This is a genomic window from Streptomyces sp. NPDC056296 (assembly GCF_042268605.1).
GTDB lineage: Bacteria > Actinomycetota > Actinomycetes > Streptomycetales > Streptomycetaceae > Streptomyces.
Genome location: NZ_JBHJRX010000056.1, coordinates 22,426 through 37,648 on the forward strand (window position 1 = coordinate 22,426; position 15,223 = coordinate 37,648).

9 protein-coding genes are annotated in these 15,223 nt (G+C 69.4%); 2 read left to right on the forward strand and 7 right to left on the reverse strand.

Features of this window, described 5'->3' with window-relative positions; translation table 11 throughout:
- The first annotated feature begins 152 nt into the window (after positions 1-152).
- On the forward strand, positions 153-641 hold the full coding sequence (locus ACFCZF_RS32335) for a hypothetical protein (RefSeq protein WP_376674656.1): 489 nt from the start codon (positions 153-155) through the stop codon (positions 639-641).
- A gap of 394 nt (positions 642-1,035) precedes the next feature.
- Here ACFCZF_RS32335 and ACFCZF_RS32340 read toward each other — a convergent pair whose 3' ends face one another.
- From ACFCZF_RS32340 to ACFCZF_RS32350, 3 genes are all read right to left on the reverse strand, one after another.
- Positions 1,036-1,332 carry a DUF6247 family protein gene (locus ACFCZF_RS32340; RefSeq protein ID WP_376674657.1) on the reverse strand — a complete coding sequence of 99 codons (297 nt, stop codon included), beginning with the start codon at positions 1,330-1,332 and terminating at the stop codon, positions 1,036-1,038.
- Positions 1,333-1,398: 66 nt separating this feature from the next.
- Positions 1,399-1,638, reverse strand: coding sequence for a DUF397 domain-containing protein (locus tag ACFCZF_RS32345; protein ID WP_376674658.1), 240 nt, complete (start codon positions 1,636-1,638; stop codon positions 1,399-1,401).
- Complete coding sequence (locus ACFCZF_RS32350) at positions 1,635-2,483, reverse strand: helix-turn-helix domain-containing protein (RefSeq protein WP_376674659.1); 849 nt, start codon at positions 2,481-2,483, stop codon at positions 1,635-1,637. Before ACFCZF_RS32350 ends, ACFCZF_RS32345 begins: the two co-directional genes overlap by 4 nt.
- Before the next feature lie 214 nt (positions 2,484-2,697).
- Between ACFCZF_RS32350 and ACFCZF_RS32355 the strand changes: the two genes are divergently transcribed.
- Positions 2,698-3,336 (forward strand): ATP-binding protein, encoded by a 639-nt coding sequence (locus ACFCZF_RS32355; RefSeq protein ID WP_376674681.1) that lies wholly within the window; start codon positions 2,698-2,700, stop codon positions 3,334-3,336.
- A gap of 16 nt (positions 3,337-3,352) precedes the next feature.
- Here the strand turns inward: ACFCZF_RS32355 and drmB are convergent, their stop codons facing one another.
- The 4 genes from drmB to ACFCZF_RS32375 are packed head-to-tail and all read right to left on the reverse strand — an operon-like array spanning position 3,353 to position 15,127.
- Positions 3,353-5,221, reverse strand: coding sequence for a DrmB family protein (drmB, locus tag ACFCZF_RS32360; RefSeq protein ID WP_376674660.1), 1,869 nt, complete (start codon positions 5,219-5,221; stop codon positions 3,353-3,355).
- Positions 5,218-8,463 carry a helicase-related protein gene (locus ACFCZF_RS32365; protein WP_376674661.1) on the reverse strand — a complete coding sequence of 1,082 codons (3,246 nt, stop codon included), beginning with the start codon at positions 8,461-8,463 and terminating at the stop codon, positions 5,218-5,220. Before ACFCZF_RS32365 ends, drmB begins: the two co-directional genes overlap by 4 nt.
- Positions 8,460-10,364, reverse strand: coding sequence for a UvrD-helicase domain-containing protein (locus tag ACFCZF_RS32370; protein ID WP_376674662.1), 1,905 nt, complete (start codon positions 10,362-10,364; stop codon positions 8,460-8,462). The genes ACFCZF_RS32365 and ACFCZF_RS32370 overlap by 4 nt, the downstream gene beginning before the upstream one ends.
- Positions 10,361-15,127 carry a DEAD/DEAH box helicase gene (locus tag ACFCZF_RS32375; RefSeq protein WP_376674663.1) on the reverse strand — a complete coding sequence of 1,589 codons (4,767 nt, stop codon included), beginning with the start codon at positions 15,125-15,127 and terminating at the stop codon, positions 10,361-10,363. Before ACFCZF_RS32375 ends, ACFCZF_RS32370 begins: the two co-directional genes overlap by 4 nt.
- Positions 15,128-15,223: the final 96 nt, after the last annotated feature.

A 15,223-nucleotide genomic window follows, 5' to 3' on the forward strand; every position in this document is an offset into this window, starting at 1 on the left:
GACCCTAGCTGTTTTGGACTGCCCGTTGCAATACGTCTCCGCGCCCCCGCCTGTCACTGCGGCGGCCTGGTACCCGAGGTCGCATCCGTGAGGCTTTGTGGCGCTGGAAAACAAGGTGAGTGTGTTCGGACACGCCACCTACCGTGCCGGGCATGCACGTCGTCTTCACCAAGGGCCCCGGCACGAGCTACGACATCGCCGTGCACCGCGACACGGGCGCCGCGCTCGCCCCGCGCAACGGGCCCGGCGGCCACCCGTACCTTCCGCACGACCTGGTGCACTTCCTCGTCGAGGCCGAGGCGGGCATCGAGCTCGGCGTCTACGGGCGGCTGGCCACCGGCGACAACGGCATGTTCTGGCCCGCCGACCCCACGGAACGCGCCAGGGCCAACCGCCGCCGCAAGACGAAGCGAACCCGGCCGACCCCCGAGGCGAGTGCCGACATGGCCAGGTCGGAGGAGCTGGCGGGCATCGCCGTACCCGTGTGGGAGGTACGGCACGGCCACGCGCGGGAGCTGCCGGCGTACGTGACGGCGGGTGCGATCCCACCGGTGGTCGACCGGATCGTGGCCCGGTTCGACGAGTACGCGGACCGCTGGCACGCGCTGCCGGTCGGGGGTTCGTTGACCGTGACCTGGTGAGCAGCGACGGCAGCTGCCGCCCTTGGACCAAGACGGCTTCTCAGCTGGGGCGCTGTGCCACAGCGTCGTCGGGATTCACTGGGTCGGCGACCTGTTCCACGGCTCTCGCGAGACTACTCAGGCACTCCGTCGTCCGGAGTGACCGACGTGATCGCGACCGCCGGAGGCGGAGGCGCCGGCGTGTAAACGTAGGCCACGGCGAGTCCCGGCACGTCTCCCGCGGGCTCGATCCTCGTCTTGCGCACCTCCAGGCCATCCTGGCGGAAGGGGCCGAGCAGTACTCCGAGTCGGGGTACCAGCTCCAGCTCCTGTCGTAAGGCCTCCAACGCCTGCTCCGCGCCGAGTTCCTTCGCCCGTTGGGCCGCTCGCGCTGTTACGGCAGCGACTACACCGGTCACTCGCCTCGTGCCTCTCGCTTCAGTCGCGTCGCGAGGTCGATGCCCTCCTGGAGGGCGATGTCGAAGTCAGGGTCCTGGTACAGGCGGATCCTGCCCCGGTAATCGACGATCACCGCCGCGACAGCCTTGAGATCCGTCTCCGTCGACGTCTCCAGGGCGCGCTGCAGATCGGCCTCGAAGGCTTCCCGGTCGCCGGGAAACCCATGTCCGGAACGCAGAGCGGCTCTGATGTCACCGATGGTCTTCAACGGCAGCGGTGCGGGAATGCCGGTCTCCGCGTGCTGTGCGCTCACGATCATCCACTCCTCGGTCTCCTCAGTCCTACCTGGAGTCTCCTACAGGTTGCCGCTCGTCGCGGGCTATGCCTGCGCTCCGCTGCCTCGACGAAGCTCCGGCCAACCCTGCGCTGTCGCGTGTGTGAACGAGAGCCAGGCCTGGGCCCCCAGGTCCGCGACCAGTCCGTCGCCGACCTTCGTGTCACGTACGAACACCACGTCGCCTACACGGGCGCACTCCACGCATTCACCCCCCGCGCCGTTGCTGTAGGAGGACTTGGTCCATGTGAGTGGAGGCTCACAGCCGTGTGAGGTGTTGTTCACCGTGTGTGTTCCTTCACAACGTTCCTGATCAGCAGAATGGTTCGCCGCGGACTCAGGGCCGACGCCCGCAACTCGTCGAACGCCCGGGTGTACTCCCGGACATGAGGTTCACCTTCCAAGTACATCGCATCGGTGATGCCGTCGCGGTACACGATGTCCGGGTCTTCCGGATCGGGAAACCCCAGCATGGTGAACGGGCCTGTCGTGGGGCAGGTACCGGCGTCGAAGGGGAGCACTTGAAGCGTCACGCTCGCTTGCTCCATGGCTTCGAGCACGTGTTCCAGCTGGGCGCGCATCAATTGTCGATCACCGATGACTCGGCGCACGGCGCCCTCGCTCACGATGAACCAGCAGTCCGGAGCCTCGGGGCCGCTGAGCATCGCCTGACGCTCCATCCTCACCCGTACAGCCCGGTCGATGTCCTCCTGGGGCATGTAGGAGCCGCAAGTGTGGAGCTCGCGGGAGTAGGCCTCGCTCTGCAGGAGTCCGGGCAGCACTTCGCACTGATACTGCCGGAGCGTCGAAGCGTCCTGTTCGAGGCCGATGTAGATGGAGAACCACTCGGGCACTCCCGACCCGTGAGCCTGCCACCAGCCGCGTGTCTTGGCTTGTCGAGCCAACGACTTGAGAAACTCCCGCAGCTCGTCGGTGGTCTCGTAGAAGCGGCACAGCGCCTCCACATCGGACGGCTGCACGCGCCCGCTGCCTGTCTCCATGCGATTGACCTTGGAACCGCTCCAGTCCAGAGCCGCCCCTACCTGGGCGCAGGTCAATGCGTTCTTCTCCCGCAGCTTCTTCAGCTCGATGGAGAGGCGACGGCGGCGTGCCGTCGGTGATCCGGCCATCTGGGCCCCCTTTGTCCGAACGGCGTTCAGTCTCTGTGCCAAGGGCTCAGTCCGCCAATCACCCGATGGTGGGATTCTCTTCGTGCACATTGCACGGGGGGATGGGTGCCGGCCATGCTGGCAAGCAGCACGACCGGTGCGGGACCGGCGCGGCGCACTGGCGTCTGCACGGACCTACGAGTGTGGGAGGTCGGAAGTGATCGCAACCGCATGCATGACGCAGCCGTCGTGGGTTGTGGAGTTCGCGGCTTTCGAGGAGGAGGTGGCGACGCTACGACGGAACGTACGGGCGTGTCTCGGAGCGTGGGGACTGCAGGACCTTGTGGACGAGGCACAGCTCTGCGTGAGTGAACTCGTGGCCAATGTCATCACTCACGTGGGCGCCGGTACCCCGACGACGCTGGCGGTGCAGCTGAACGGCACCTCTCTGCGCATCGAGGTCCACGACCCCGACACTCGTGCCCTGCCCACGCTCGTGGCCGCGGACGTCGAGTCGGAAGGAGGCCGCGGAATGGCTCTCGTAGGGGCGATCACGGATCGGTGGGGCGTGCAGCTCGGCGCGGACCGGAAGGTCACCTGGTGCGAACTCGCGACGGGACTCCCGCCGGTGAGCGGCCACGACGGCTGTCTCAGGATGACCCGCGTCGAGGCGATGATCGGATTCTACGGCGCCCATGGAGCCGAGCCCGGACCACGGTCCGGGAGACTCGGCATCTCCGAGGGGGAGGAGGCGGCGATCTCCGTGATCACCGACCTCCTCCACTGGCTCAGTGCGTACGGCCGCGACGCGGACGACGTGCTGGACCGGGCTCAGGTGCGGTTCGAGGCCGAGATCTTCGAGCCGCGCCGGTAGGCCCAGGCGCCAGGTGTCAGCCCTCGGTGAGGGCCGCGAAGAATCCCAAGGCGGGTTCGTCCGGCGTGCCCACCAGCAGTGCGCGGTCGAGCAGGATGTTGTTGTGCTCGCAGCTCGTCTCGGGGAGCATCACGCAGGCATGACAGGCAGCGAGGTTCGTACCGGTCGAGCCGGCCGCCTCGGCTTCCATGCAGAGCGGGTCGGAGGAGCACCATTCGGCCCGACGGACCGCCGAACGCACCGCGCGGTCCAGGGGTTCCGGTTCGCCCTGGGCGACGAGACCGCCGAGGCTGCCCGCGGAGTCGCTCGTCGCCGTGTAGACGAGCACCCCGGCCATGTCGTCCGCGGCGTACAGGCGCTCGCGCAAGGAGGCGGACGGGTAGCCCGCCTCCAGGCTCCACTCGTTGATGAGGACGTGGGCCAAGGTGTGCAACAGCACCATGCGAGGCGTCGCCGGGGACGCCACGGCCTGGCTCGGGTCGTCGGCCCGCTGCTCGAGCACCCGCTGGTGAGCGGTACGCATGCGCTCGACGCGGGCCGCCACGGCCGGTGCCTTCTCCCAGCTGTCCAGACGGCTCTCGTCCAGGCGCAGGAAGACTCCTTCGCCCTGGACCTCCATCGCGGGCAACCAGCGCAGAGGTTGCGAGGAGAGCGGCATCTCCTTCACATCGGTCGTCGACTCCGCGTCGACGAGGCGGGTGAACGCCTTCAAGGCCCGCACCTCGCGAAGCTTCTTCACCAGCATCGGTCCGGTGATCCCGAGCGGCTGGAGCACGCCCGGATCACCGAGCGGCGTCTCGCAGACGAACTGCTCGTCACGGGACTGCTCGCTCTCGTCGTTGCCCGAGCGCAGGCGCTCGTACTCCTTGTTGCGGAGGGCGCGGTAACGGTGGTCGAAGGCGGGCGCCTTGTCGTCCTGCGGATCCTCCTCGCGTTCCGCGTCGAGCAGGGCCATGACCTCGTCCAACGGGACCGGGCATGCGCCCTGGAACGCCCCCTGGAGGTAGATGCGGATGTGCTCGCGGTCGTCGTACTGGCGCAGCGCGGCCCAGTGGCCCGCGAGCGGATCCGCACGGCCGCTGCTCCACGGGGGGATCGAGAGCGCCGACTTCAGCACCGGCTGCCACACCGACGACGAACCGCGTTGCAGGGTGCGCAAGGGAAGCCCGCATCCCGCAGGGTCCGCGGCCGAGGCGCCGAGCCAGGGGCGGGCGCCTCGGCAGGTGAGGCGGAGGTCCTTCAGCGCGTTCCTGCGGAAGGAACCCTCCATCGAGACCTCCTGCACCTGACCGCAGGTGCAGGAGATGACGATGGAGCGGAGCGAGGCGGTGCGTCCGGTCGTGCGCATCCTCAGCCTGCCGCCGCACTTCCCGATCCTCGTGGAATCACGGTCGGGCGAGCGGTGCACCCACTGCCAGTAGGGGAACTCGTCGAGGTGCCCGGCCTCGCAGGCGACGACGAACCGGGAGGGAACGAGGTTCACCTCGCACGTGCCGCAGACGCTTCGACCGGCCGGCGGAGAGAAGTCGCGGTGCGGCTGGAGGTCGTTGCACTCCGGACACGAGTGCATCAAGGGGAACCGGCGGACCCGAACGCCGTCCTTGCTGGTGTCGTCGGACGCCGGCGGCAACCGGAAGAAGTCGACGTCGAGCAGCCGGGCCAGCCGCCGCTCATGGACGACGGGCGACTCGTCCCCGCGCCAGCTTCGGTCGGCCTCGTCCAGGCCCGATACGACGAAGGACTCGTGGTCCACGGCGATGAGCGACCCGACGCCGTACGTGCTGATCGCCTGGGCCCGGCGGACCGTGCCGCGGCGGGGCAGGTTGTGGGCCGGAGCGGTGCCGTTCGACGCGGCCCGACGGCGGCGGGCGGGAGGCGGGGTCATCGGTTTCCCTCCATGAACAGGGCGGACTCGGCGTCGACGTCGCGCAGACTCCACAGGGTGGGCCACGCCTCGCGGTCCTCGGACTCGTCGTCGTACGACTTCAGGATCGAAGGGGCACGGTTGCCCCGCTTCGGCTCGAAGAGCAACGCGCCGTGGATGTCGGCCTCCTGGCACCACCAGTCGACGAACTCGTCGAAGCCCTGCTCCACGGCCTCGGCCTCCGAGGGAGTGACCGCGCGGACGCGGTCCAGGAGAAGGTCCTTGATGTCGTCCCGAAGGATGTGCTCGTACGACTCGATCTGACCGGCGCCCTCGTTCGGGCGGGCGGCCGGGATCAGGGTGCGGGCGAGGGCGACGATCACCGCGTGCAGTCCTCGTTCTCGCGCGCGGGCGGAGAACGGGGTCACGGAGGTGGACTCGACCTCCCGGTAGAGGGCCGAGTGGTAGTGCTGGAAATTCTCGTAGTGCGAGCGGTCGCGGGCCCGCGCCGAGTTGAGCATGACGGTGACCAGGCCGGGATGGGCGCGGCCGACGCGGCTCGTTGCCTGAATGTACTCGGCGGTCGTCTGAGGTTGGCCCATCACGGCCATCAACCCGAGCCGGTCCACGTCCACGCCCACCGCGATCATGTTGGTGGCGAGCAGGACGTCCACGGTGTCCTCGTCCGGGAGCCTCTTCTCGATGCCCTTGAGGCGCGTGGGGATCTCGCTGGCGTCGATCCGACTGGTCAGCTCCGAGTAGTTTGCAACCGAGCGCACGGCCACACCCTCGCGGTCGGCGAGCAGCTCGAGATAGGCCATCACGTCGTCGTGTACCTGCAGTTCGGCCGCCGAGAGGAGCCGCAGGCTGTTGAAGTAGCCGATGAGACTCCAGTACGCGTCGCGCACCTTGTCGTCGGTGTCCGCGTGCATGGCCCGGTGCAGCAACGTGGCGTACGTGCGGATCAACAGCGTGGACTGGCTGGTGCCGGGAGCGAGGAGGCCGACGTAGCGGCGGCTCGCCTTCTCCTCCCGCGGGGTTTCCACGGCGAACCACGAGTCGCGGGAGTCCAGGCCGGCGGGCGGGAACTGCCGCACATCGCGGGCGAAGAGGTGGCGGCCCTGGTCGGCGGCGCGGCGGATGGTCGCCGTGGAGGCGATCACCTTCGGCTGGTCGGCCAGCGCGTCGACAGCGGTCTCGTAAAGGCCGGTGAGGGTGCCGAGGGGGCCGGAGATCAAGTGCAGCTCGTCCTGGACGATCAGCTCCGGGGGAGGAGTGCTGTCGGCCGGGTCGTCCCGGTTGAACAGCGCGGAGGTCGCGGGACGCCACGGCATCGAGGCGAACTTGTCGACGGTGGCGATCACCAGCGTCGGACGGGCGTGGTACACCGCCTCGTCGATCAGGTGGACGGGCAGACCGCCGGAGAAGTCGCAGTCCGCGCCGGGGCAGCGGACGTACATCCGCTTGGCGTCCTCGTCGACCTCGTAGTCCCGGGCGTCGAGCCGGGTCCCGCACCACGGGCAGGCGTGCAACTGGACGGGGTTCTCGGTGGCGAGCCGCTTGTCGAGGTCGGCGCGCAGCTCGTCGAGCCTGCCGGCGGCCTCGGCCAGCGTGTTCGGGGTGGCTGAGCGTCCCACCCACATACCGACCGAGAAGGGCTCGTCGCCCAGCTCGGGCGTGTGGGGCCGCATGTGCTCCATGGCACAGAGCAGGATCGCCGCGCGCTCGAACTGCTGCAGGGTGAGCAGCCGCAGTGTGTAGCGCATGAGAACGGTGACACCGCCGCCGTTCGCGCCCTTGCGGATGCGGCGCAGGAAGGACGTCAGGGCGATCAGTCCGAGGTAGGCCTCGGTCTTGCCACCACCGGTGGGGAACCAGAGCAGGTCGGAGATCTCCCGGTCGTCGTGCTCGGGGTCGTCGATACCGGCCATGCAGAGCAGCAGGAAGGCGATCTGGAAGGGGCGCCAGCGTCCGGAGGACGGGTCGGGGCTGCCGATGCGTCCGCCCTTCACCCAGGCGCTGCGGGCCCGCTGGTCGGCCATGGCACGGTTGGCGAGCCGGAACGCCCGCATCAGGTCGGGCTTTGCTCGCAGCAGCTCGATGCCCTCGCGGATCCGGCCGAGCGCCTCGCGACAGGCGTCCACCTGGTCCCGGGCGGGCTGTTCGTGGGGGCCGCCCGCCAGTGCGTCGGCTTCCGCCCACTTGCGGGCGATCCAGTCCTCGTACCCCGTGGCCAGTGCCTCCAGGGCGGCGAGAACCTCGGTGTCGGGCTTCTCGGCCAGCCCCAGCATCGACAACGACGAGCTGTCGATCTCCGGATTGGAGTCGGTCAGCAGCACCTCCACGCTGGGCACGAACTCGCTGCGTACCTCGGGCACGGCGGCGGGGATGGTGTCGGTCACGCCGATCGGCGACGGAACCCAGTCCCAGGCGGCGGCGCAGCCGTGGCCGATGGCGAAGGTCGGGGCATGGCGGTGCAGCAGCCGGCTGGTGGCGATCTCCGGGTCGTGGGCGGCGTCCTGGGCGGGGCGCTCGACAAATGCGCTGGAGCCGTCGGCGGCCCAGACGATCAGGCCGCACTGGAACAGGGCGAAGGCGTCCTGGAGGTCCCGTTCACCGACCTTCTGCCTGTTGATCAGCGTGACCGTCACAGTGACCGTGCCGCTGACCGGATCGGGGCGGCGGACGATGACGTGCAGGGCGACCTTGTCCGGCACGAGGTCGATCAGCTCACCCGGGGTGGGGGCGGTCACGTCGATACTCTTCTCGGGGAGCTGGAGCTCCTTGCGCCGCCACCGCTCTCGCTGCTCCGCGACGGTCCTGGCCTCGGCACGGCGGGCCGGGACCGGGTTGCCGTCCGCGTCGGTGGGCTCGTAGGCCGCCGCGCGCGTCGAGACCACGATCGTGTCGCTTATGGCCGGGGCGACCGCGAAGGTCAGGCCCATGGAGGATGGACGCTTGTCACCCGAGACACCCGCTTCCTGCGCGGCACCGGACTCCTCGGCGTCCTCCCGGGCAAGAACAGGCACCGCGTCCATGCCGTCCTGCTCGGCGGCGTTCTCGACCCTCCGCTCCCGCGAGGCACGCGGATACAGCACGCCGGTCAGGTAACGGTCGATCGGCGCGTCCTGGGCGAGGACCTCGCCCCGGTCTTCCGGTGCCGCGTCCTCGGCGGGGCCGAAGAGTTCCCTGCGCAGTCCCACGAGGAGTTCCTCGTCCCGCACCCGATAGTGCTCGGAGTGCCGACCTGCCACGTGCGTCATGCGCCCTGCTCCTCTTCGTCGTCAGCCCGTCGAAACATGCCGATGCCGGTGATCCGCGGCACGGTCCACACACCTCGGTCGCCGAGGCCCGCGTTGGCGCCGGCCGCGACGCTGCCCGTCACCGTTTCCAAGGTGTCGATCCGCAGGCCGCGGATCTCGTCGGGCCACCACGGGTCCCAGGTCCGGCTCACCTTCTGCACCCGGAACAGCTCCTGCCGGAACCGCTCCGACGCCTCGCCTATCTCCCGCCCTCGGTGCAGCAGGGCGTACGGCGGGCTCTGGGCCTCACCCACCGGCAGGTCGTGACGCTTGCGCAGCAGCACTTCCTGCCCGGGGCCGACCTCGTGCAGGAAGTAGGTCTGGGTCGCCACCGCCTCGCTCGCGTGACCGGGCGGGTTGTCCCAGCACACGTCGCCGGCCTCGGCCACCACGCCGAACCTGTCGTACGACCGCCACCCGCCGACGAACCGCCGACCGGTCCCGCGGTTCCCCGCCCTCTTGATGATCGGCAACTCGGGGGAGCGGACGTGGTAGAGGTCCTGTCGGACGCGGGTCATCGCCACGTACAGGGCGCGGGCCTCGGCGGGAAGGTCCACCTCGGTGCCGTACTGCTTGTGGAGTTCGGCGACGGTCGGCGGGGTCAGGACGATCACTCTGTCGAACTCCAACCCCTTGGCCCGGTGCACGGTGGAGACGACGATCCGCGCCGTCTCCGGGTCGGCAGCCTCGTCGGGGAATCGGCCGTCGGCGACCAGACGGCGCAGCCGGTCCAGGTCGAGCGCGGTGCGCCCGGGCGAGCGGGTCGCGCGTCGCAGCACCGTCCACAAGGCGCCCGCGTTCGGTTCGTGGGCCAGCGGGATCTGTTCCAGCAGCGAGCGGAACCGGTCCTCGGACAGGCCGGTCGCCTCGGTACGGCGCAGCAGCTCGGCCACCCAGTAGGGCACCGGCCGCTCCTCGAGAGGGCGGCGCAGCCGGTGTCCGATGCCGTTCTCGTGGAGCAGCCGGGAGACCACCAGGGCCTGCCGATTGTCGCGGGTGAGGATGGCGCAGGTGTCGTCGAGGTCCCGCAGACCCTGCAGGGTGTACTCGTCGGTGAGGTCGGCCAGTGTGTTCACCGGGTCCACGAGGAGGTCGCGTAGTTCCTCGTAGAGCGTGGCCGCCTCATCCGCGTCGCGGAGCCGCTGGAGCCGAGGTCCGTGCGACAGCGCGGTACGTGCCTCCGGCGTGACGGCCCGGAAGTTCTCGCTGAGGCGCAGCTCGACCAGGTCGTCCGGGTACGAGCGGCGCAACCACTCGAAGAACCGGCCGGTCTCGTCGTTGCGTTCGGCCGGATCCTCGATCTGGAAGCCGTACACGGACTGGGCCGCGTCACCGACCACGGTGAAACCGCAGGTTTCCTGGTAGCGGTCGAGCAGGGCCTCCACCAGTTCCCGACGGTCGCCCAGCAGGTCCTGCACCTCGTCGATCACCACATGGGACGGCGGGACCGAGTCACCGGACTCGAGCGCGCCCTCCTCGACAGCTTCCGCGGCGGCTCTGATCCGCTCGTCGAAGGACGTCGTGGCCCACTCCCGGTCCGGGTACGTCTGGACGAGCACGCCGTACGCCCAGGCGTCGAAGGTCTGGGCGCGCACCCGGCGCGCCCGATCCCCGTGCCGGGTGATGCGCTCACGCAACTCCCGGGCGGCCGCCCGAGAGAAGGTGAGTACCAGGATGTCGGTGGCCTCCAGCGACTCGTCCGGGTCCTCGTGTCCGCACAGGGCGTCGAGTCGACGCACCAGCGTGTGCGTCTTCCCGGCGCCGGCCCCCGCGGTGACCAGGACCCGTGCGTCCCAGGGCTGCTCGACCACGGTCCGCTGCTCGGCGGTGAGCGGCGGACTGTCGAGGTAGACATCGGTCACGTGCGGCTCCAGAGGTGCTCGAACTGGGTGAAGGCCAGCGCGGTGTCGAAGTTGGCGATGTTGTCGTCGACGTTCAGGATCAGGCAGGTGTCCTTGCCGCCGTTCCTGGGGCCGCGCAGGCCGCGCCCGATCATCTGCTGGTACACGTTGGTGCTGTAGACCGGTCGGGCCACGACCACGGCCCGGGTCGCGGGTGCGTCGAACCCCTGGGTGAGAACACCGTAGTTGGTGAGCACACGGATGCGGCCGTTCCTGAAATTCTCGATCCGCGTCCGACGGTCCTGCGGACTGGTCGTCGAGTCCACGGCGGCGGACCGGACACCTCGGTCGTTGAGCATGGCCGCCAGATACTTGGCGTGGTCGACGGAGGTCGCGAAGAGCAGGGTCGGCCAGTCCGACGGCAGCGCGGCCACCGATTCGACGATGCGCAGACTCCGCTCGTGGTCGTCGGCGAGCCGTTGTTCGGCGGCACGGGACAGCATCGCCATGCGATCGGCGTGGGTCTTCTCGTCCTGGCTCAGCTCGATCCGACCACCCGTGAGCGTGCGGTGCTCGACCTCGGCGAGCATCCCCCACTCCTGCAGGTCGCGGTACGGGTCGCCGGAGGGGAAGACGCCCTCGTCGAGCCGCCGGTTGCCGAAGCGGGTGATCAGCCGGCGGGTCTCGTCCTCGTTGGTGTTGCGGAACGGGGTGGCGGTCAGGCCGAGCAGATGCCGATGCGTCTCGTACTGGGTCAGGCCCATCAGGCCGAGGATCTCCGTGTACCGCTTGGAGATCGCGGTGTGTGCCTCGTCCACGATAACCAGTGCGGGCTCGCGCAGCCACGCGTACTGGTCGGTGCCCAGGCACCGCTCCAGTTTCGCGTCCGTGGCGACCACCAGGTGGGGGTGGTCGACGATGTTGCCGACCTCGTTGCTGCTCCACAGGCGGCTGATGGTCAGCGGTCGCTCGGCGCCGACCTTTCCCCAGACGAACTTCCAGCTCTGCACCGCTTGTTCGCACAGTTCCTCGGTCTGCGCGATCCACAGCAGAGGACCCTTGAGATCGCCGACCCGCTTCACCCACCGGATCACTGCCTCGGCGGTGACCCGCGTCTTGCCGGCGCCGGTGGGCAGGGACAGCATGCCGCGCTGCGGGGCGAGCCGGTCGAGCAGGGTGGAGATGTTACGGACCAAGTCCTCCTGGTAGTCGTGGAGCCTGGGGAAGTCCCGGGGACCCTCGATCGTCTCGGAGGAAGGCGGCGAGGGAGTCCTGGAACCGGCGAACGTCGCGGGCAGGCGCAAGTCGGAGACGAACGCGATGGCGGCCGACGAACCTCCGTACCCCACCGGAGCGTTGGGGAAGCGCGCCTGGATGTCTCGGGCGTGCTGCTGGAGCACCCCGTCGCCGTGCGCGTTGAACGCCATCTGCGCGATGCGGCGCCCGGACGGCTCCGCGCCACCGGTCGCCTGCAGCTCGGCGTCCATCAGCCCTTCGGGCAGGCCGGCCCTGAGCGCGTCCGCGCCGATCAGCAGCTCGAGCTTGGCCACGACGTCCTCGGCATCGCGCACGGCCTTCTGCGCTGCCTTCAGGGCGCTGTCCTTGGCCATGCGGTCCTGGTGCTCCAGCACCGCGCGGCAGCCGGCGGGGCCCAGGCCGAGGCCGAGTTCGTGGTCGATCAGCCGCAGCATCGGCTCGGGCTCCTGCGGCACACGGACCTTGACCGTGTTGTCCTGGCGCACGGAGTCCAGGGGAGAGGCGTGCGTGCCGTTGGGGGTACGCGTGACCTCCTCCAGCTCCGTGCACCGCTGCACCTTGCTGTTCCGGTTGCCGCTGTTCAGGCGCTGTCGTAGGGCGGGGAACAGCTCGACGAGGAGGACAGGGTCGCCCTCGGGCACCTCACGGGTCTCTCGACTGATCACGTCGGCGTAGCGGAGCATGCCCCACTTCTCGACCATCAGCTCGGCGTCCTCGGCGGTCGGCACGAGCAGGGCGGGGAGCTGCTCGGCACGCAGGGCCCGGTACTCGGCGGCGCCGACGGCGAGCGTGATCTCGTCGTCGGGGCGGGTGCCCCAGGTGTCACCGATCCGACAGCGGGTGAGGGAGTCCTCGGGGAAGTCCGCCCCGAACCTGGTCAGCATCACGTAGGTGGCGCCGACGAAGGAGTCGTCCTCGCTGCGGGACACCTCGTCGAGGAGCGCGTCCCAGCGGTCGGCGGGAACCTCATCGACGGTGATCGGCAACCGCAGCTTGCGGGCCTTCTCGGGAGAGATGTCGGCGACCGGCAGCACATCGCGGTAGGCGGCGAGCTGGGGGCCGACGGCCTCCGTCAGCGGCTTGATCCCCTGGGAGGTGGCGACCCTGCCGTACTTGCGCAGCATCCAGCGGATCGGGGAAGTCACCGCTTGCCGAGTGCCGGTCTGAGCGCCGAACTGACGCGTCCAGTTGTCCACCACGGCGTCGTCGGGCAGCGCCTTCAGGAAAGCGGCGCGGGACTCCTCGGACAGGGCGCGGAAGATATGAAGAGGACCACCGATCGCGGCGCCCTCGACCTTCATCCGGTTCAGCGCGGGGCGAGGGGCACGGCTGTCCAGCGAGCGCAGATAGGACGCGTGGACGGCTGCCCGGTACTCCTCGAACCAGGGCTCCTCGGCCTGCGGTTGCACGCCGCCGGCCGGACGCTCCCGCAGGCCGATCAGCGAGAAGAAGGACGCGTCGTCGGAGTGGAACGTCATGTCGACGGTGACACTCGGGTCGCGCTCGGCATCGACGACGTCGCCGGGCAGCATGCAGTCGGCGATCGACCGGAAGTGCTTGTCGGCGGTCCGTACCCGGAGCGTCGTGCGCGGGTCGGGCACGCGCTCCAGGACCTTGTGGGCCAGTCGACGGATGCCGGCCTGACGGAACAGTTCCCAGAAGCGCTCCCAGTCCGACTCCCCGTAGTGATCGAATCCCTGATCGAGGACGCTGGCGAACCGCCCCTCGACGTCGGCCTCGCGGATACCGAGGACGTTGAGCGCGTGCGCCAGTGACGGGTCCTGGGCGAGCTCGTCGACGACGTACACCGTGGACTCGCGTAGCCCGTCCTGGTGCTCGGCCCGGCGGAACACCTTGCCGTGGACCGGGGCGACGAGCCCGTGCTCCTCGGTCAGCACGACGCGGGCCTTGCGGGCCTCGTCGGCGTAAGGGGAGCGCTTCTCGAGCATGTCGGCCAGGACGCGGACGGCCACCGCCGACGCCTCGGCGGTGCCGTTCGCGACAAGGGCCTCCAGCCAGTCACGGACCCCGGCCCGCTCGTGTCCGGCGGCGGTGAGGATGTGCTCGACCTTGCCGGAACGCAGGGCATCGGCTTCGACGCTCGGGTGCAGCCAGTTCGAAGGCCGTCCGGGGCACTCGTGCCACATCCGAAGCCATCGCGTCAGCTGCTTCAGGTCCTTGTCCAGCCTGGGGTGGATGCGCAGTTGCTTCGGGGCACGCAGGACACCGTCCTGGTCGGGCAGCGAAGGGCTGGTGGCGGTGCGGGTCCAGATCTCCCGGGTCAGGAACTCGTCCGCCCAGCTGATGGACTCCTTGACACGACCGGGCAGCAGGGGGAGGTAAGCGGCCGGGTCCTCGGCCGGGGCCAGCCCGGGGAGGGAGTCGACGACCAGCTTCGCCGACACCCTGATCATCTCCTGGTTGAACGGGGAGGAGTCGAGCAGGTTCTGTCGGTCCTCGTTGGTCTTCCACGCCCCGTTGAGGATGCCGCTCAGCGACATCTCGTACTTGGTGGGGAAGAAGGACCAGAACTTGCCCCGACCGCGAGAGCGGGGGCTGACGTACAGGCCGCTCTCGGCGTCCCGTTCCAGCGCGGGGACGGCCCAGGAGAGGTCGAGCGCGACCCGGTCGTGCAGTTCTCCGGCGTCCGCGCGGGCCGCGAGGCCCGGCTCGTGCGTGGTGGTGAACACGCGCCACCGCTCCGTGGAGAGCGCCTTCCCTGTGCGCTCCTCGGTCACGGTGTGCAGGTCACCGGAGTGCTGGGCGGTCAGCGTCCGGCGCGCCATGGGCCTGGGGCGGTGGTCCTCCAGTACAACCTTGGCGACGTGCGGCGAGAAGAGCTGGAACCCGACCGGGAACTCCTCGCGGGGCTCACCGTGGTCCTTGCCGCGATTGCCGTGCATGTCCATGCCCAGCCGGTCGTCGGCCTTCGGGAGCAGCGGAAGCCGGACGACCGTGGTCGCCCAGGTCAACAGCTTGTCCAGTACGGGGTCGGAGGCGCGTTCGGCCCGCATGTCGAGCGTACGAGCCGTCCGCAGGACGGGGGCGTCGAACTCCGGGCCGTAGCGCTCCGTCACACCGGGCACGGACTTGATCTGCTCGTAGGACCAGGCGCGGTCGAATCCGAAACTCCCGGTGCGGCTGAAGAATTCCGGAGCGTCGGTCACCACGAGGACCGACTTCACGCCGACCCCGAACCGTCCGATCTGCCCACCGCGCTTCTTCGACATGCTCATTCGGAGGATGGTCTCCGCCCCTTCCGGGGTGACCGGACTTCCTTCGTTGGCGCAGTACAGGTGGGTATCTGTGAGGACCACATGGACGCGTCCGCCGGGTTCGTTCGCAATTTCGTCGGCCGCGTTCTGAACGAGCTCGAAAAGCTGCCGGTCGCCGTATCCGCCCTGCGTGATACGACGCTCGCCATTGGCATGCTCGGCGACGAGGCCGGGATCCACCGCATATGTCTGCAGAACGCGGGAGGATTGTTCGAGGACGGTTTCGATCACCGGTGAGGACGAGGACGACACGGTTGCAGCGCTCCTGATGTCGAAGGTGGGTGAAAGTCTGGGTGACGGGCCGGCTCGCCGGCTGGGTGCGAGCCGGCCCATGGTTCGTCGCGCAAC